Annotated in this window: 17 protein-coding genes; all 17 read right to left on the bottom strand. The window is 68.4% G+C overall.

What is annotated here, in order from left to right; all coding sequences use genetic code 11:
- Nucleotides 1-151 precede the first annotated feature (151 nt).
- On the bottom strand, nt 152-769 hold the full coding sequence (locus GGR64_RS15960) for an acetyltransferase (protein WP_184647056.1): 618 nt from the start codon (nt 767-769) through the stop codon (nt 152-154).
- Nucleotides 766-1,905, bottom strand: coding sequence for an aromatic ring-hydroxylating dioxygenase subunit alpha (locus tag GGR64_RS15955; RefSeq protein ID WP_184447971.1), 1,140 nt, complete (start codon nt 1,903-1,905; stop codon nt 766-768). Before GGR64_RS15955 ends, GGR64_RS15960 begins: the two co-directional genes overlap by 4 nt.
- Before the next feature lie 25 nt (nt 1,906-1,930).
- Nucleotides 1,931-2,578 (bottom strand): acetyltransferase, encoded by a 648-nt coding sequence (locus GGR64_RS15950; protein ID WP_184647054.1) that lies wholly within the window; start codon nt 2,576-2,578, stop codon nt 1,931-1,933.
- On the bottom strand, nt 2,575-3,336 hold the full coding sequence (locus GGR64_RS15945; protein WP_260303049.1) for an SDR family oxidoreductase: 762 nt from the start codon (nt 3,334-3,336) through the stop codon (nt 2,575-2,577). The genes GGR64_RS15950 and GGR64_RS15945 overlap by 4 nt, the downstream gene beginning before the upstream one ends.
- 14 nt (nt 3,337-3,350) lie before the next feature.
- Entirely contained in the window at nt 3,351-4,112 is a 762-nt protein-coding gene (locus GGR64_RS15940; protein WP_184447968.1) for an SDR family oxidoreductase, read from the bottom strand.
- Between the two features lie 2 nt (nt 4,113-4,114).
- Complete coding sequence (locus GGR64_RS15935; RefSeq protein WP_184447967.1) at nt 4,115-5,155, bottom strand: ketoacyl-ACP synthase III; 1,041 nt, start codon at nt 5,153-5,155, stop codon at nt 4,115-4,117.
- A gap of 1 nt (nt 5,156) precedes the next feature.
- Nucleotides 5,157-5,381 carry an acyl carrier protein gene (locus GGR64_RS15930; protein ID WP_019801391.1) on the bottom strand — a complete coding sequence of 75 codons (225 nt, stop codon included), beginning with the start codon at nt 5,379-5,381 and terminating at the stop codon, nt 5,157-5,159.
- Complete coding sequence (locus tag GGR64_RS15925; RefSeq protein WP_184447966.1) at nt 5,378-6,556, bottom strand: DegT/DnrJ/EryC1/StrS family aminotransferase; 1,179 nt, start codon at nt 6,554-6,556, stop codon at nt 5,378-5,380. Before GGR64_RS15925 ends, GGR64_RS15930 begins: the two co-directional genes overlap by 4 nt.
- A gap of 291 nt (nt 6,557-6,847) precedes the next feature.
- On the bottom strand, nt 6,848-8,335 hold the full coding sequence (locus GGR64_RS15920) for a sigma-54 dependent transcriptional regulator (protein WP_160967526.1): 1,488 nt from the start codon (nt 8,333-8,335) through the stop codon (nt 6,848-6,850).
- Nucleotides 8,332-8,715, bottom strand: a complete 384-nt coding sequence (locus GGR64_RS15915) for a response regulator transcription factor (protein ID WP_048489825.1) — start codon at nt 8,713-8,715, stop codon at nt 8,332-8,334. The genes GGR64_RS15920 and GGR64_RS15915 overlap by 4 nt, the downstream gene beginning before the upstream one ends.
- Nucleotides 8,716-8,730: 15 nt before the next feature.
- Nucleotides 8,731-10,134, bottom strand: a complete 1,404-nt coding sequence (gene rpoN, locus GGR64_RS15910; protein ID WP_184647050.1) for an RNA polymerase factor sigma-54 — start codon at nt 10,132-10,134, stop codon at nt 8,731-8,733.
- Nucleotides 10,135-10,402: 268 nt separating this feature from the next.
- Nucleotides 10,403-11,035: a response regulator transcription factor gene (locus GGR64_RS15905; protein WP_160967522.1), complete on the bottom strand. Its 633-nt coding sequence runs from the start codon at nt 11,033-11,035 to the stop codon at nt 10,403-10,405.
- A 90-nt stretch (nt 11,036-11,125) separates the two neighbouring features.
- Nucleotides 11,126-11,704, bottom strand: coding sequence for a PilZ domain-containing protein (locus GGR64_RS15900; protein ID WP_160967520.1), 579 nt, complete (start codon nt 11,702-11,704; stop codon nt 11,126-11,128).
- Nucleotides 11,701-12,000, bottom strand: coding sequence for a hypothetical protein (locus GGR64_RS15895; protein WP_160967518.1), 300 nt, complete (start codon nt 11,998-12,000; stop codon nt 11,701-11,703). Before GGR64_RS15895 ends, GGR64_RS15900 begins: the two co-directional genes overlap by 4 nt.
- Nucleotides 11,997-12,416 (bottom strand): flagellar export chaperone FliS, encoded by a 420-nt coding sequence (gene fliS, locus GGR64_RS15890; protein WP_010341674.1) that lies wholly within the window; start codon nt 12,414-12,416, stop codon nt 11,997-11,999. Before fliS ends, GGR64_RS15895 begins: the two co-directional genes overlap by 4 nt.
- 149 nt (nt 12,417-12,565) lie before the next feature.
- Nucleotides 12,566-13,888 carry a flagellar filament capping protein FliD gene (fliD, locus tag GGR64_RS15885; protein WP_160967516.1) on the bottom strand — a complete coding sequence of 441 codons (1,323 nt, stop codon included), beginning with the start codon at nt 13,886-13,888 and terminating at the stop codon, nt 12,566-12,568.
- A 199-nt stretch (nt 13,889-14,087) separates the two neighbouring features.
- Nucleotides 14,088-14,294 (bottom strand): flagellin (locus GGR64_RS15880; RefSeq protein WP_260303047.1); only part of this gene is annotated, 207 nt, incomplete at its 5' end.

Below are 14,294 nucleotides of genomic sequence, written 5' to 3'. Positions count from 1 at the left end.
GCTTACACCCGTGCATGCATCCCAGCTTGTGCAGAGGCGTTTGGGTTTGCGCCGTGCTGAATCGGACTGGCGAACTGCTGCCACACCGTTGGTGCGATGCGGCATGAATCGGATCGTGATACGTGTCGTCGCGTGCTGCGCGGTGTTGGGATCAACGCAGGATGCGGGCGCCGCCAGGCATCAGGGCGTCGTAGAAACAGCGGTCAGCCAGCACGTCCGGCACGGTGCCGGGCAGCAGCCATTCGCAGTGTCGGCCGATCTTCGCGCCGCTGCGGGTCATGCTGCCGCCGCCCAGCGTGCTGCCCTGACCGATCTGCGTGCCGCGGCCGACGTGCACGCCGGCATGCAGGGTGACGCAGGCGCCGACGCGCACGTCGTGTTCGACGATCACCTGGCGTTCCAGCCAGGCGCCGGCGCCGATGCTGCTGCCGGCTGCCACGTTGCAACCGGAGCCCACATGCACGTTGCCGAGCAGGCGCACGCCTTCATCGATGTGCGCCTGAGGCCACACCAAGTCGACGCTGCCGTAGCCGGCCAGGCGCACGTCGGCGAGCAGCTTGTGCCGCGACTGGTTGACCGCGCGTTCGTCCATGGCGACGAACACGTCGGTCGCGGCGGGCGGATGGCTGGCGTGCAGGGCGCCCAGGTCGAAGTTGTAGCGGTCCGGCGATTCCAGGGCGATGCCCACGTACGCCAGGCCGCAGGCTTGCGCGGTACGTTGTGCCTGCTCCAGCGCGTGGCCCTGGCCGATCAGCACCAGCGTCTTCATGCCGGTTGCTCCAGCACGTTGGCGCGGTACCACAGGTGCTGGCGCACCAGCTCGGTCTCGTAGTCGCCGTGCATGAAGGCACGCGAGTGCGGACCGAAGCCGGCCTGCAGGCGTTCCAGCACCGCCGTGTCCTCGGCGATCACCTGGTGCTCGATGCGCATCAGCGTACTCAGCAGGGCGGTGAAATCGGTCCGCTCGCTTCGGCGCCGGGCGGTCGCCACCCACAGGTGGTAGTCGGTCTCGTGCGGCGAGACCGGATCGTACTGCTGCAGTACGAAGGAATCGCCACGCACGCTGTAGAAGTTCACGTTCGGATACAGGAACCAGTTGTAGAACGCCGAGTCCTCGCCGTAGCGCTCGCAAAGCGGTCGGTACCAGTGATCCTGCACCGCGATCTCGGCCTTGGCCGGGAAGCTCAGCGCGTCCAGCGGAACGGGCTCGCCGCCTTGCAGCAGTTGTTCCACCGCCGAGGGTACCTCGACGGACCGCTCGACATGCGCCGAGGGCTTTGGCGCTGCCGTCATCAGCGGGTTGAAGGTCTTGGGATGGATGAACGGAATATGGTTGTAATCCTTCACGTTCTCCATGTTGAGCTTCCAGTTGTAGCGCACGCGGTGGCAGCTGTAGATCAACTGCGAATCCACGTGCGATGCCGCCGCGCGCAGATCCTCCAGGAACGCGGGCGCAAACTGCTCCTCCAGCGGCAGCGGCTGCTCGGCCATGTTCACGAACAGCAGCTCGCCCACCTGCTGCAGATGCAGCTTTGTCAGGCAGATGTTGGCCTTCTCCTCGGCCGTAAACTGGTACAGGCCGGAGTTGGGCAGCCCACGCAACTCGCCCTCGGCGCCGAACGACCACGCGTGGTATGGGCACACCAGCGGCCGCTTGCCGTGCGACTCGGTCTGGATCGCCGACTGCCGATGCGGGCACTGGTTGAGGAAAGCGCGGATGCCGGCCTCGGTGCGCTGCACCAGCACCGGAACACCGGCCACCTGGCGCGCGAAGAACTGGTTGCGCTCGCGTACCATGGAGGCGAAGCCGACGAAGATCCACAATTTGCCGAACAGCCGCTGCTGTTCCAGGCGCAGGCTGTGCGGGCTGATGTAGTGCTCGGCGTCGAGGGCGTGGCGGGTCATGCGGAACGGCGTCCTTGGTGCGGGGTCAACGGCTGAAGATGGTACGCGCCGGGTTGCCGGCGACGGTGACGTTGGGCGGCACGTCCTTGACCACCACGCTGCCGGCGCCGATCACCGCGCCGTCGCCGATCGCGACGCCGGGCAGCACGGTGGCGTGCGGATGGATGACCACGTCGTGGCCGATGCGCGCGCCGCCGCCGACGAACACGAAGTTGCCGATCTGCACGTAGTCGCCGATCACCACGTCGTGGCCGACGATGGTGGTGGCGAGGATGATGACGAACTCGCCGATCCGGCTGTCGGCACCGATCGACACGCCGACCTCGAACAGGCTGCCACGCCCGATCGGCGTCTCCGAAGCTTCGCGCAGGCGCGGGCGCAGCACCATGAAATCGGCGCCGCGCGCCAGCAGCGGCTGGCTGTAGCGGCGGCGTGCGGCCGGATCGCCGAGCGCGCAGACGAACAGGTCGCCGGGCACCGGCTGGTAGGTGTCCGGGTCGCCCAGCAGCGGCCAGCGCAGGCCGGCGCCAAGCGCACTGCGACTGTCCAGGAAGCCCTTGATGTCCCAGGCCTGGCCGTAACCCGGATCGTCGTTGTACGCCATCGCCGCGATGCCGCGACCGAAGCCGCCGGCCCCGACGATCAGCACGTGTTGCGGGGGCGCATCGCTCATGCGAACTCCACGCCGCCGTCCATGCTGAAGGCCTGGCCGGTGACCTTGCTGCTGGCGTCGGAGAGGAAGTACAGGCAGGCCAGGGCCACGTCCTCGGGGTCGCCAATGCCCAGCGGGTAGCGCTTGCGGCTCTCCTCGAACCAGGCCTTGTCTTCGTTGATCAGGGTGGTCTCGACCAGGCCCGGGCACAGCGCGTTGGCGCGGATCTGGCGCCTCGCCAGTTCCAGCGCCAGCGGCCGCAGCATGCCGATCAGCGCCGCCTTGGAGCCGGCGTAAGGCCCGACGCCGACGGTGCCGGTCAGCGCGGCGATCGAAGCGAGGAACACGATGGAGCCGCCGGGGCGCAGCGCCTGGCGCGCGAGCAGATGGCGGGTCAGCATCGTCGGCGCGACGTAGTTGATCGTCATCACGTCGGTGAGGAAACGCTCGCTCACCAGTTTCATCGGCGACAGGCCGCGGATGCCTGCGCTGTGCACCACGCCGTCCAGTGGCCCGCTTTCGGTGGCCAGGCGTTGCACGGTGGCGGCATCGGACAGGTCGCCGGCGAACAGACGATGGCCGTCGCCGGGCAAGGCGTCGAGCAAGGCCTGCAGCCGCGGCAGGTCGCGGCCGGCGACGAGCAGGCGCGCGCCGGCGCCGGCACAGGCCTTGGCCGCCGCCTCGCCGATGCCCTTGGAGGCGCCGGTTACCAGAATCGTCTTGCCATGCACGCCGTACAACGTTTGCGACAGAGCGGCCGGCGTTTCCGCAACGGACATGGGGGTCTCCAGGCTCATAGGCGGATCGGCAGGGAGAGCCCACCGTCGATGGTCAGGGTGCTGCGGGTGATCCAGCGGCTCGCGTCGGACAGCAGGTAGGCGGCGCCATTGGCGACATCGGCCGGGTCGATGCGGCCCAGCGGGGTCAGGGCGATCTTGTCGTCCATGTCCGCGGTGCTGCCCAGCCTACTCAGCATCGGCGTGTCGACGTAGCCGGGGGCGATGCAATTGGCGCGGATACGGTGCCGGGCCTGTTCCAGCGCGAAGGAGCGCACCGCGGCCTCCAGTGCCGCCTTGGACCCGGCGTAGCCGGCGCTGGCCTGCGGCGCGGCGCGCGCGGTCAGCGCCGAGACGTAGACCAGCGAGGCGCCCTCGTGCAGCCGGCGCTTGGCCAGCAACTGCTGGGTGAGGATGACCGGTGCCAGGTAGTTCACCGACAGCATCTGCTGCAGGTGCTTCTCGGCGGCCATCCGGAACGGCACCAGCGCGGCGATGCCGGCGCACGAGGCCAGGCCGTGGTAGCGCTCGGCCGCCTCGAGTAGGGCCGTGCGGGTTGCTTCTTCGGTAAGGTCGCCGATGACGCTGCGGTGGCCTTCGCCAGGGAGCGTTTCGGCGACCGCCTGCAAGCGTTCCGCATCGCGCCCGTTGAGCACCAGCGTCGCGCCCAGGCGCGCGCACAGCGCGGCCACGGCCGCACCAATGCCCGAGGAGGCACCGGTCACCAGGATGGTCTTGCCCTGCAGCCCGAAGGCATCGGTCGTTGCAGAGAACGCCATCGTCAGGACTCGATCAGGTCGGGGAACACCGCGCCGTCGATGTCGACCAGGCAGGTGCCCCAGGACAGGCCGATACCGAAGCCGCACAGCAGCACGCGCTTGCGGCCTTCTTCCAGTTGCTTGTTGATCCGCGCGGTCATGGTGACCGGTAGCGAGGCGCCGCTGGTGTTGCCGAAATCGTGCAGGGTGGAGGGCACCTTTTCCGGCGGCAGGCCGAGCTTCTTGCGGATGGTCTCGTTGATCATCCGGTTGGCCTGGTGGAACACGAAGTAGTCGATCTCGTCCTTGGACACGCCGCTGTAGTCGAGCAACTTCTGCACCGCCGGCGGCACCCGCTGGGTGGAGAAGCTCAGCACCGCCACACCGTCCAGTTGCAGGTCCACGCCGCGGTGCCAGTGGTCTTTCTCGTCGGCGCGGTAGGGGATCAGGTGCTGCACCCCGACCGGTTCGCGGTGGCCGCCGACCGGCAGGATGATCGCGCGGTAGCCGCTGCCGTCGCTGTTGAGGTCGAAGTGCATCGGCGCGGCGTCGGCGCTGAATTCCAGCGCGGTGGCGGTGCCGGAATCGGAGAAGATCGGGTCGTCGAAGGTGGCGCTGCGGTCGCCCACCAGCAGCAGGCCCTTCTTGACGCCGCCAGCGGCGATCATCGAGCCGAGCAGGTTGATGCCGAACGGGTAGGCCGAGCAGCCCAGGTTGACGTCGAAGGCCACCGTGGCGTGCGACAGCCCGAGGCGGTCCTGCAGGATGATCGCGGTCGCCGGGATCGGGTAGTCCGGCGACTGGGTCACCACGATCAATGCATCGACCTCCTCGCGCTGCCATTGCAGGCGCTCCAGCAGCACCTGCGCCGCGTCGAAGGCCAGGTCGGAAAAGCACTGCCAGTCCGCGGCCATGCGCCGGGTATGGATGCCGATGTTGCGCACCAGCCGCTCGCGCTCGGAGCGGATCTGCGGCCGGCAATCGGTGAGGTTGGAGACGACGCGCCTGGGCACGCAGGTCGCCATGCCGGCAAAGCGTACGTTGCGCAGCGTGGAGGTCGGCATGTTACGCCCCGGTCAGCTTGTAGAGGTCGCCCAGGGTGACCACGGCGGCCAGGTGCTCGCCGGTGATGGTCTTGCCGTACTCCATGTCGAACATCACGATCACGCCCAGCGCGGCCAGCGAATCCCACTCGGGCAGTTCGCGCAGCACCGTGTCCATGGTCACCTCGACCGGATTCTGGAAATCCGTGGCCGACAGGAAATTCTCGATAAACGTCTCTTGGCTCATGTTGCTGGTTCCACGGGTTGGGCGAAGGAGGGAGGAGCGAGGGTGCTGGAGGAATCGGATCCGGACATGACGCCGCCGGCAGCGGCGATCAGGTCGACGATGGCGTCCACCTGGTCGGCCGCCAGTCCGGGGAAGATCGGCAGGCACAGCACGCGGTCGGCCATCTGCCGGGCCACCGGCAGGCCGGCCGGGGCGGACGAGGGCAGGCCGCGGTACATCGGGAAATCGCTGATCAGCGGGTAGAAGTAGCGGCGCACCAGGATGTCGTGGCTGCGCAGCAGCCGGTGCAGTTCATCGCGCGCCAGCGGGAAGGCGTCCTCGACCAGGATCGGGAACGAGGCGTAGTTGGACAGCCCCGGCGACCGCGGCGCCAGGCAACGGATCCCCGGCACCTGCGCCAGGCGTTGCCGGTACTGCGCGTCGATCGCCCCACGCTGCGCCAGCGCGTCATCGATGTGCTGGAGTTGCAGCAGCCCGAACGCGGCGTTGATCTCGCTCATCTTGCCGTTGATGCCGGTCGCCACCACCGTGGTCTCGTCGACGAAGCCGAAGTTCTTCAGGCGGCTGATGCGTTGGTAGGTCTTGGCGTCCGGGCAGACGATGGCGCCGCCCTCGAAGGTGTTGAACACCTTGGTGGCGTGGAAGCTGAGCACGCTGAGGTCGCCGTGGCGCAGGATCGAGCCGCCCTCGTCCTTGACCCCGAACGCGTGCGCGGCGTCGTAGATGACCTTGAGGTTGTAGGTGTCGGCGATGCGCTCGATCGCCGCGGTGTCGCAGGGGGTGCCGTAGCAGTGCACCGGCATGATCGCGGTGGTGTGCGGGGTGATCGCCGCTTCAATCTTGAGCGGATCCAGGTTCATGCTCAGCGGATCGATGTCCACGAACACCGGCTTGATGCCGCGCCACAGCAGCGAATGCGCGGTGGCGACGAACGAGTACGGCGTGGTGATGACCTCGCCGGTGATGCGCAGCGCCTGCAGCGCGGTCAGCAGCGCCAGGGTGCCGTTGGTCAGCAGCGCCAGGTGGTTCACCCCCAGGTACTCGGCCAGCGCCTTCTCCAGCGCACGGTGCATGTCGCCGCCGTTGGTCAGGATGCGGCTGCGCCAGATCTGCTCCAGGTACGGGACGAACGCCTCCAGGGGCGGCAGCAGCGGACTGGTGACGGGGATGGACATGGGACCTGCCTGGCGACGGGTGAAAGTCCCCGGTGCGGAACGCGCCGCCCGGTGCTGTGAAACGTGAAGCAAGCCACATGCCAAAGAGGCTGTCTACTCCCGTCATGCCGACCGGGATGCGGCGATGGCAAGGCAAAGCGCCGCGTGGCTAGCCGTGACCGCGCGATGCGCACGTCGACGCCCACGTTGCGCCGGTCGTGCCGCCGCGGGGAAACGATGAAAGGGGAAGGGAGTGCGCCGCGCTGGCGGCGGGCGCGCCGGGTGCGGCCGCACCCGGCGCCGTGCGCCGGCTCAACTGGCCAGTTCGGTCTGGTCGCGGTCGATGCCGTACTTGCGCAGCTTCTCGACCAAGGTGGTGCGCCGCAGGCCCAGCAGCTGCGCCGCATGTGCGACCACGCCCTGGGTGCGCTCCAACGCCTCGTTGATCAGCGCCAGTTCGATGTTGGCCATGTGCCCGCGCAGGTCCAGGCCGCTTTCCGGCAGTGTCGCCGCGGCCGCAGCCGGCGTATCGGCATCCGCGCCGCCCGGCTTGCCGCCGGCGTGCAGGTCCACCACGTTCGGGACCCGCCGCGGATCGGCGACGACGGGCGCCGGTGGTGCCGACACGTCGATGGACGAGGCGAAGTCGCCACGGTAGCGTGCCGGCAGGTCCTGCACCCGCACCAGTCCGCCCGGATGCAGCACCGCCAGGCGTTCGACCAGGTTGGTCAGCTCGCGCACGTTGCCCGGCCACTCGTAGCTGCGCAGCGCCTGCAAGGCCTCCTCGGAGAAGCGCACTTCACCGCGTCCGGTCCGCGCCAGTTGCGCGGCGATGGTGTGCACCAGCGCCGGCAGGTCGTCGCTGCGTTCGCGCAGCGCCGGCATCTCGATCGGGAACACGTTGAGCCGGTAGAACAGGTCCTCGCGGAACTGGTTGCCGGCGATGCGCTCTTCCAGGTTGCGATGGGTCGCCGCGATCACCCGCACGTTGCAGCGGATGGTGACGTTGCCGCCGACCCGCTCGAAGCTGCGCTCCTGCAGCACGCGCAGCAGCTTGACCTGCATCGGCAGGCTCATGTCGCCGATTTCGTCGAGCAGCAGGGTGCCGCCCTCGGCCATCTCGAAGCGGCCCTTGCGTGCGCTCAGCGCGCCGGTGAACGAGCCTTTCTCATGGCCGAACAGTTCGCTTTCGAGCAGGTCCGGCGGGATCGCGCCGCAGTTGATCGCCACGAACGGGCCGTCGCGGCGCGGCGACTGCTGATGGATCGCGCGCGCCACCACTTCCTTGCCGGTGCCGGACTCGCCCAGCACCAGAACGGTGGTGTCGAATGCGGCGACCTGATCGATCAGCCGGCGCAGGCGGGTCACCGCCGCGCTGGTGCCGGTCGGGCCGTTGTCCTGCGCGGCACCGGCCTGGTGCTCGGCGTCCAGCCGCTTGAGGCTGGCGCGGCGCAGCAGGGTTTCCAGTTGCGCGTGCCGCAGCGGGGCTTCCAGTTGCCACACGTTGGCCTCGTGCAGGCCATGGCGCTGGGCGAAGGCCTGCGCGTCGCCGTTGAGCAGCAGCACCGGCGGCGGCAGCGAACTGCGCGCCACCCAGCCGAAGAAGGCATCGGCCTGCTCCTGGTCGTCGAGCCCGCCGACCAGGATCGCCATCCATTCGGTCTGCCGGTGACGGCCGGGCTGGACGTCGGCCACGTCGGTGACCCAGCGCGGGTTGAGGTCCATGAATTCGAGCAGGCTGACGGTCCGCTCGGCGCGCACCGCATCGTCATCGATCACCAGGATCCGCGATTCGCTCATGCCGGCACTCCCTCGGTGCGAAGTCCCTCCAGGATCGGCATCACTTCCTGGATGTAGGACAGCTTGCTGACGAAGTTGTCGGCGCCGGCGCGCATGGCGTGTTCGCGGTGCTCGGCGTCGTCGAAATGGCTGGCGATCACGATGTACGGCGCCTGGTCCTGGGTCTTGATCAGGCGCGTGGCCTGCAGGCCGCCCATCTCGGGCATGGCCAGGTCCATCAACACCACCTGCGGGCGCAACGACTCGGACCGCTCGATGGCTTCCAGGCCATTGGCGGCGCTGCCGATCACTTCCATCCACTCGAGCTTGCGGAAGTGGCGCATGGCGGCGTTGATGAAACCTTCGTGGTCGTCGACCAGAAGCACGGACAATTTGTTCATATGCGTCGTTTTTCCTTAGCCCACACGGGCCAGCAGCGGTTTGCTGCCGCGGCGGCGTTCGCGTGCGGGAGCGATGTCCAATTGTTCACGATACTTGGCGACAGTGCGCCTTGCCACGTTTACGCCCTGTCGCGACAGCAGCCCGGCGATGGCCTCGTCGGCCAGCGGCCGCCCAGCCGGCTCGGATTCGATCAGGCGCCGGACCATGGCGCGCACTGCCTGCCCGGAGACCGCGGCGCCTTCCAGGCGCACGGCGAAGAAATGCTTCAGCTCGAAGGTGCCGCGCGGAGTCTGCAGGTACTTGCCGGTGGTGATGCGCGAGATGGTCGATTCGTGCATGCCGATCGCCTCGGCCACTTCCTTCAGGGTCAGCGGCGCCATCGCTTCCTCGCCCTTGACCAGAAACGCCGACTGGCGCTCGACGATGGCGCGGGTGGTGCGCAACAGGGTCTCGTAGCGCATCGACAGGCCGCGGGTCAGCCAGCGCGCCTCCTGCAGCATCTCGCGCAGCGGCTGCGCGGCGTCGCCGGCCTCGGCCAGGGCGCGTTCGTGCATCGGGTTGACGGTGACGCGGTGGGTGGTGGCCGGGTTCAGCGCCACCCGCCAGGTGCCGTCGGCATGCCAGGCGACCACGTCCGGGAGCACATGGCCGGCGTCCTGCGGCTGCAGGCTGTCGCCGGGCCGCGGCTGCAGCGACAGGATCAGCCGCACCGCCTCGCGCACGTCGTCGGTCTCGGCATCGAGCTGGCGCCCGAGCAGGGCGTAGTCGTGGCTGGCGAGCAGGTTGAGGTCGCCTTCGAGAATGCGCGCGGCCAGGTGGCGGCCGGGCACGCGGCCGGGCAGGTCGCTCAGCTGCGCCTGCAGGCACTCGCGCAGGTCGCGGGCGCACAGGCCGGCCGGATCGCCGTGCAGCAGGCGCTGGCGCACCGCTTCGGCCTGCGCCACGGTCAGGCCCAGGCGTGCGCTGGCCAGCTGCTGCAGGGTCTCGAGCGCGCCGTCCAGGTAGCCGGCATCGTCGCAGTGTTCCAGCCAGAACGCGGCCGCTTCCAGTTCCAGCGCCGGCAGTTCCAGGGCCAGCCGCTGCAGCACGCGCAGGTGCGGGTCGCTGGACTCGCCGGCGGCGATGCGTTGCATGCGATCGTCTTCGCCGTCGTTCCAGCCGGCGGCCGGGATGTCCCACATCGAGGATTCGGGCAGTTCGTCGAACGCTGCGGTTTCCAGCCCCGCATCCTCGTGCTTGACCACCGGCTCGATCACGCCCTCTGACTCTTCCAGTTCGAGCAGCGGATTGGTCTCCAGCGCGCGGCGGATTTCCAGTTCCAGTTGCATGCCGTCGAGCTGCAGCAGCCGGATCGACTGCAGCAGTTGCGGGGTCAGATGCAGTTGCTGGCCCAGTTGGGCGGAAACGGTCGGCTTCATGCGGACTTCCTCGGTTTGGCGCCAACCCTCTGGCGCCCGTGGAACGCATACTGCTTGTCGCCCGACGGTAACAGAATCGGGGGGTTCCTGAGTAGGGTAGTAAAATTCCCGACAGGGTGTCAGGAATTTCCCGACATTCGGGTCGTGGGCGCCGGACAGTCGACGGCGTAATGCCTTATCTGGCGGGCCTCGGCTGGATCGTCGCAGCCTGCTGACCGGTTAAGGCAAACGCCATGCCAATGTTCCGTGTCGGGATGTCGTCCCCAGTTCAGCTCAGTTCGCTCTGATGGCGCGCGGCCAGCAGGACCAGATCGTTGGCGCGCCGACAGCCCAGCGATTCCATCATGCGCGCGCGGTGGGTCTCCACCGTCTTGACGCTGATGCCCAGATCCGAGGCGATTTCCTTGTTGCTCTGGCCGCGGCCGATCTGACGCAGGATCTCGCGCTGCCGCGGCGACAGGGCGGCGACGCCCACCGGGCGCTCGCGGCCGAGCATCGGCGCGATCATCTTGGATGAGATCTGCGGGCTCAGGAACACCTGGTTGGCGCTGGCCGCGCGCAGTGCCAGTTCCAGCTCCAGCGGGGCGGCATCCTTGACCACGAAGCCGGTGGCGCCGCGGTCCAGCGCATCGCGCACGTGCACCGGGTCGTCGTGCATCGACATCATCACCACCCGGGTCTTGGGCGAGCTGTGCAGCACGTCGGTGAGTGCGTCCAGGCCGCTGCGCCCGGGCAGGGACAGGTCCATCAGCACCAGGTCGGGGCGGTGCAGGGTGGCCAGGTCCACGGCTTGCTGCGCGTTGCTGGCCTCGGCGACCACGTCGACGTCCGCAAACGTCTGCAGCAGCCGGCTCAGGCCGGCGCGTACCAGGGTGTGATCGTCGACGATGATGACTCGCACGGTGCAGGTCCTTCTATTCAGATCGGCACCTTAGCCGAGCCGCTCGCCGCCGCCAACCTCGGCGCCACGCTGGCGGACCGAGGTGCCGGCTCAGCGCGCCCGGCGGCTGTCGGCGATTTGCCGGCGGTGCAGCCGGAACAGGTGGCGTTCCAGGGCCTCTTCCAGGCCCGGTGGCTGTGTCTCGAACCGTAGCCAAAGTTGCACGACGCCGGCGGTGGTGGCCTCGGCCAGCACCCGCACCGGCAATTCCAGGTGGTCCGGCAGCCAGTCCGAGGGTTGCAGGCGCAGCAGGCCGGCGGCGCCGGCGGCGGCGCCGGAGCGCGCACCGAGCTCAAGTCGCACGCCGCGCCGCGACCAGCACAGCGGCCGCAGCGGCAGGGCGTCTTCATGCTGGCGGGCCAGCCGGCCCAGCAGGACAAGCATCAGGTCGAGCTTGGCCTCCATCCGCTGGGTCTGCGCGGTGGCCTCGCTGCGATCGTCGCTGCCGTCCTCGCCACGCAGATCCTCGATCTGCGCCAGGCTACGCAACAGCGCCTCGCCGGCGGCGAGCCGGCCGGCGCCGTTGCCCAGGCGGAAATCCGCCGGCAGCGCCAGTTCGCAGCTGAGGGTGTCGTGAAACAGTTCGGCGTCGGCCGGGTGGTGCGCGGCGCCGTCCGAGCCGGTGTTCATCCCAGCAGTCCGGCCTGCGAATACAGCCGCGCGGCGTGAGTGGACTGGCGGCTGGTGCGCAGCCAGGCCGCAGCATGGTCGCGCTCCATGCGCATCTGCGCGGTCACCGCCTGCTGCAGGGCGAGCAACGGCTTCAACGCCTCGCGCGAGCGGTCGGCATCGTCCTGCTGCAGATAGGCCTGCAGGCGCCGCTCGTGATCGGCGATCATGGCCTGGGCCAGTGCGTAGTCGTCGCCACGCAGGACCTCGCGCAACTCGTGCAGGTCGTTGTGCAGGTCGGCGAGTTGGATACTCACGATGCGTTCGCCGTTGCCAGTTCGCGCTGCTGCGCGGGGATGGCGGCCCAGGCCGCGTCGATCTCGCTGAGCAGTTCCAGCGCTTCGGTCAGCGCGGCGTCGTCGTTGTGCAGGTTGGCTTCGGTCAGCCGGTGCATGACGTAGTCGTAGAGCGCCGACAGATTGCCGGCGATCTCGCCGCCGGCCTCGTGGTCGAGCGAGCCATTGAGATGGCCGACGATGGCGCAGGCTTCGCCGATCGCCTTGCCCTTGCGCGCCTGGTCGCCCTGCGCAAGGCAGGCCTGGGCCTGGCGGATGCGCTGGCAGGCACCGGCGAACAGCATGGCGACCAACTTGTGCGGGTCGGCATCCGTGACGCTGGTGGAAATGCCCATCTTGCGATATTGCTCAGCGTACTGGCGGCTGGAACCGTACATGGAAAACTCCCTCGGTGGATTGGCAGCGCGGGCCGCCGTGCTCTCCGGCAAGGGTGCCGGGGCGGTGGTTGCGGCCAATCCGCAATGACTGTCGATACTCTTCATATCGGCCACGACGCACTTAGACTTGAGCGGCGGCCGTGTGCGCGTCAGCTGAACTGCTTGGTGAGGCTATCGCTCACGCCCTGCATCTGCGTCACCAGCGTTTCCATCGCCGTGAAGCGCGCGGTGTACTGGTCGGTCAGCGTCTGCATGCGCGCGTCCAGATCGTTGAGCTGGTCGGTCAGGTCGGAAATGTGCTTGTTGAGCGCGTCGGTCCGCTGGGTCAGCGTACCGTTGGTGGTGTCCAGGTTGCTCTTCAGCAGCGTGCTCATCCCGGCGCCGAAGTTGCCGGCGCTGCCGAGCATGGTCTTGGCCGCCGAGGGATCGGCGGCCACGGCGGTATCGAACTTGCTGCTGTCCATGCTCATCACCCCGTCCTTGTCGATGGTGACGCCCAGTGCCATCAACCCGCTGACGTTGTCGCTGACCAGCCGCCGCAGCGACTGCTGCAGGCCGCGCACCATCGCATCGCCGGTCATCGGCGAGGCCTTCTTGTTGGTGGCGTCGTAGGCGCTGGAGGACTTCAGGACGCTGTTGGCCGAGTTGTAGGCGCTGACCAGCGCGGTCAGGTTCGCTTTCAGCGGGCTGGTGTCGCTGGTGATGTTCAGATTGTAGGTGGTGCCGGCAACCGCCTTGGTCAGATTGATGGCGACCCCGGGGACGATGTCGGCGATGGTGTTGCTGCTGGAGGTACGCTGAAAGCCGTCCACCTTCACCACCGCGTCGTCCGCAGCGATGGTCTGGGTCAGGCCGCCACTGCTGCCAGGCGGGTAGGTGAGCTTGGCCAGGCCGCCGTCGCCGCCGGAGGTGGTGATGGTCAGCGCGCCCTTGGTGCCGGAGTTGACCGCGTTGAGCACCAGGTGGTCGCCATCGTCGGCGGTGACCACGCTGGCGGTCACGCCGGCGCCGTTGGCGGCCTTGTTGATGAAGGCGGCCACGTCGCTGAGCTTGCTGCCTGCATCGACGTTGACGTTGAGCGTGGTGCTGCCGTAAGCGATCGTCAGGGTGCCGCCACCGACGACGGCGCCGCTGGCGTACGCCGACGAGGTCAGCTTCTGCGACTGCGCCAGCTTCACGACCTCGATGCCGTACCTGCCGGCGCTGGCGCTCGAGGTGACCGTGGCGGTATAGCCCGCACCGTCGTCGATGTTCGCCTTGAAGGCGCCCTTGTCGGCGCTGTCGGAGACGGTACTCATCGCCGTCTGCAGGTTGGACAGCGCGCTCTTGATCGTGCTCAACGACGACAGCTGCGCGGTGGAGGCGGTGCCGTCGCGGTTGATCCGGTCTTCCTGCGGTTGGCGTTCCTTCGATACCAGCTTGGCGACGAAGGTCGGAATGTCCAGGCCTGAGCCGATTCCCGTGGTGGACATGATCGCGTTCCTTGAGGTGGCCGGCGCGCGGCGCGCCAGCGGCTGAGGGGAGTATCGGCGTGCGGGGGCGGTTCTTGAGCGCCGCCCGCGCGTCGCGGCGGTTCTCCGTTGCGATGCAAATCCTGTGCCGCAGTGTCAGCGTCAAAAAAAAGGCCCCTCCTTGCGGAGGGGCCCGGTGTCACGTTACGACGTGCCGCGTTTAGCCCTGGAGCAGGCTCAGCACGCTCTGCGGCGCCTGCTTGGCCTGGGCCAGCATCGCGGTGCCGGCCTGCTGCAGGATCTGCGTGCGGGTCAGCTCGGCGGTTTCCTTTGCGTAGTCGGTATCGCGGATGCGGCTGCGCGAGGCCGACAGGTTCTCCGAGGTGGAGCTCAGGTTGGCGATGGTGGAGGTGAAGCGGTTCTGGAT

This window comes from Xanthomonas sp. 3307, from assembly GCF_014199735.1.
GTDB classification, from domain to species: Bacteria; Pseudomonadota; Gammaproteobacteria; order Xanthomonadales; family Xanthomonadaceae; genus Xanthomonas_A; species Xanthomonas_A rydalmerensis.
This window is presented reverse-complemented; position numbering and strand designations above follow the sequence as displayed.

Coding starts and splice junctions, on each gene's coding strand:
- fliS (WP_010341674.1), bottom strand. CDS start 12,416: ATGTACGGTTCCAGCCGCCAGTACGCTGAGCAATATCGCAAGATGGGC.
- GGR64_RS15930 (WP_019801391.1), bottom strand. CDS start 5,381: ATGAGCCAAGAGACGTTTATCGAGAATTTCCTGTCGGCCACGGATTTC.
- GGR64_RS15935 (WP_184447967.1), bottom strand. CDS start 5,155: ATGCCGACCTCCACGCTGCGCAACGTACGCTTTGCCGGCATGGCGACC.
- GGR64_RS15925 (WP_184447966.1), bottom strand. CDS start 6,556: ATGTCCATCCCCGTCACCAGTCCGCTGCTGCCGCCCCTGGAGGCGTTC.
- GGR64_RS15960 (WP_184647056.1), bottom strand. CDS start 769: ATGAAGACGCTGGTGCTGATCGGCCAGGGCCACGCGCTGGAGCAGGCA.
- GGR64_RS15900 (WP_160967520.1), bottom strand. CDS start 11,704: ATGAACACCGGCTCGGACGGCGCCGCGCACCACCCGGCCGACGCCGAA.
- GGR64_RS15950 (WP_184647054.1), bottom strand. CDS start 2,578: ATGAGCGATGCGCCCCCGCAACACGTGCTGATCGTCGGGGCCGGCGGC.
- GGR64_RS15955 (WP_184447971.1), bottom strand. CDS start 1,905: ATGACCCGCCACGCCCTCGACGCCGAGCACTACATCAGCCCGCACAGC.
- GGR64_RS15915 (WP_048489825.1), bottom strand. CDS start 8,715: ATGAACAAATTGTCCGTGCTTCTGGTCGACGACCACGAAGGTTTCATC.
- rpoN (WP_184647050.1), bottom strand. CDS start 10,134: ATGAAGCCGACCGTTTCCGCCCAACTGGGCCAGCAACTGCATCTGACC.
- fliD (WP_160967516.1), bottom strand. CDS start 13,888: ATGTCCACCACGGGAATCGGCTCAGGCCTGGACATTCCGACCTTCGTC.
- GGR64_RS15945 (WP_260303049.1), bottom strand. CDS start 3,336: ATGTCCGTTGCGGAAACGCCGGCCGCTCTGTCGCAAACGTTGTACGGC.
- GGR64_RS15920 (WP_160967526.1), bottom strand. CDS start 8,335: ATGAGCGAATCGCGGATCCTGGTGATCGATGACGATGCGGTGCGCGCC.
- GGR64_RS15940 (WP_184447968.1), bottom strand. CDS start 4,112: ATGGCGTTCTCTGCAACGACCGATGCCTTCGGGCTGCAGGGCAAGACC.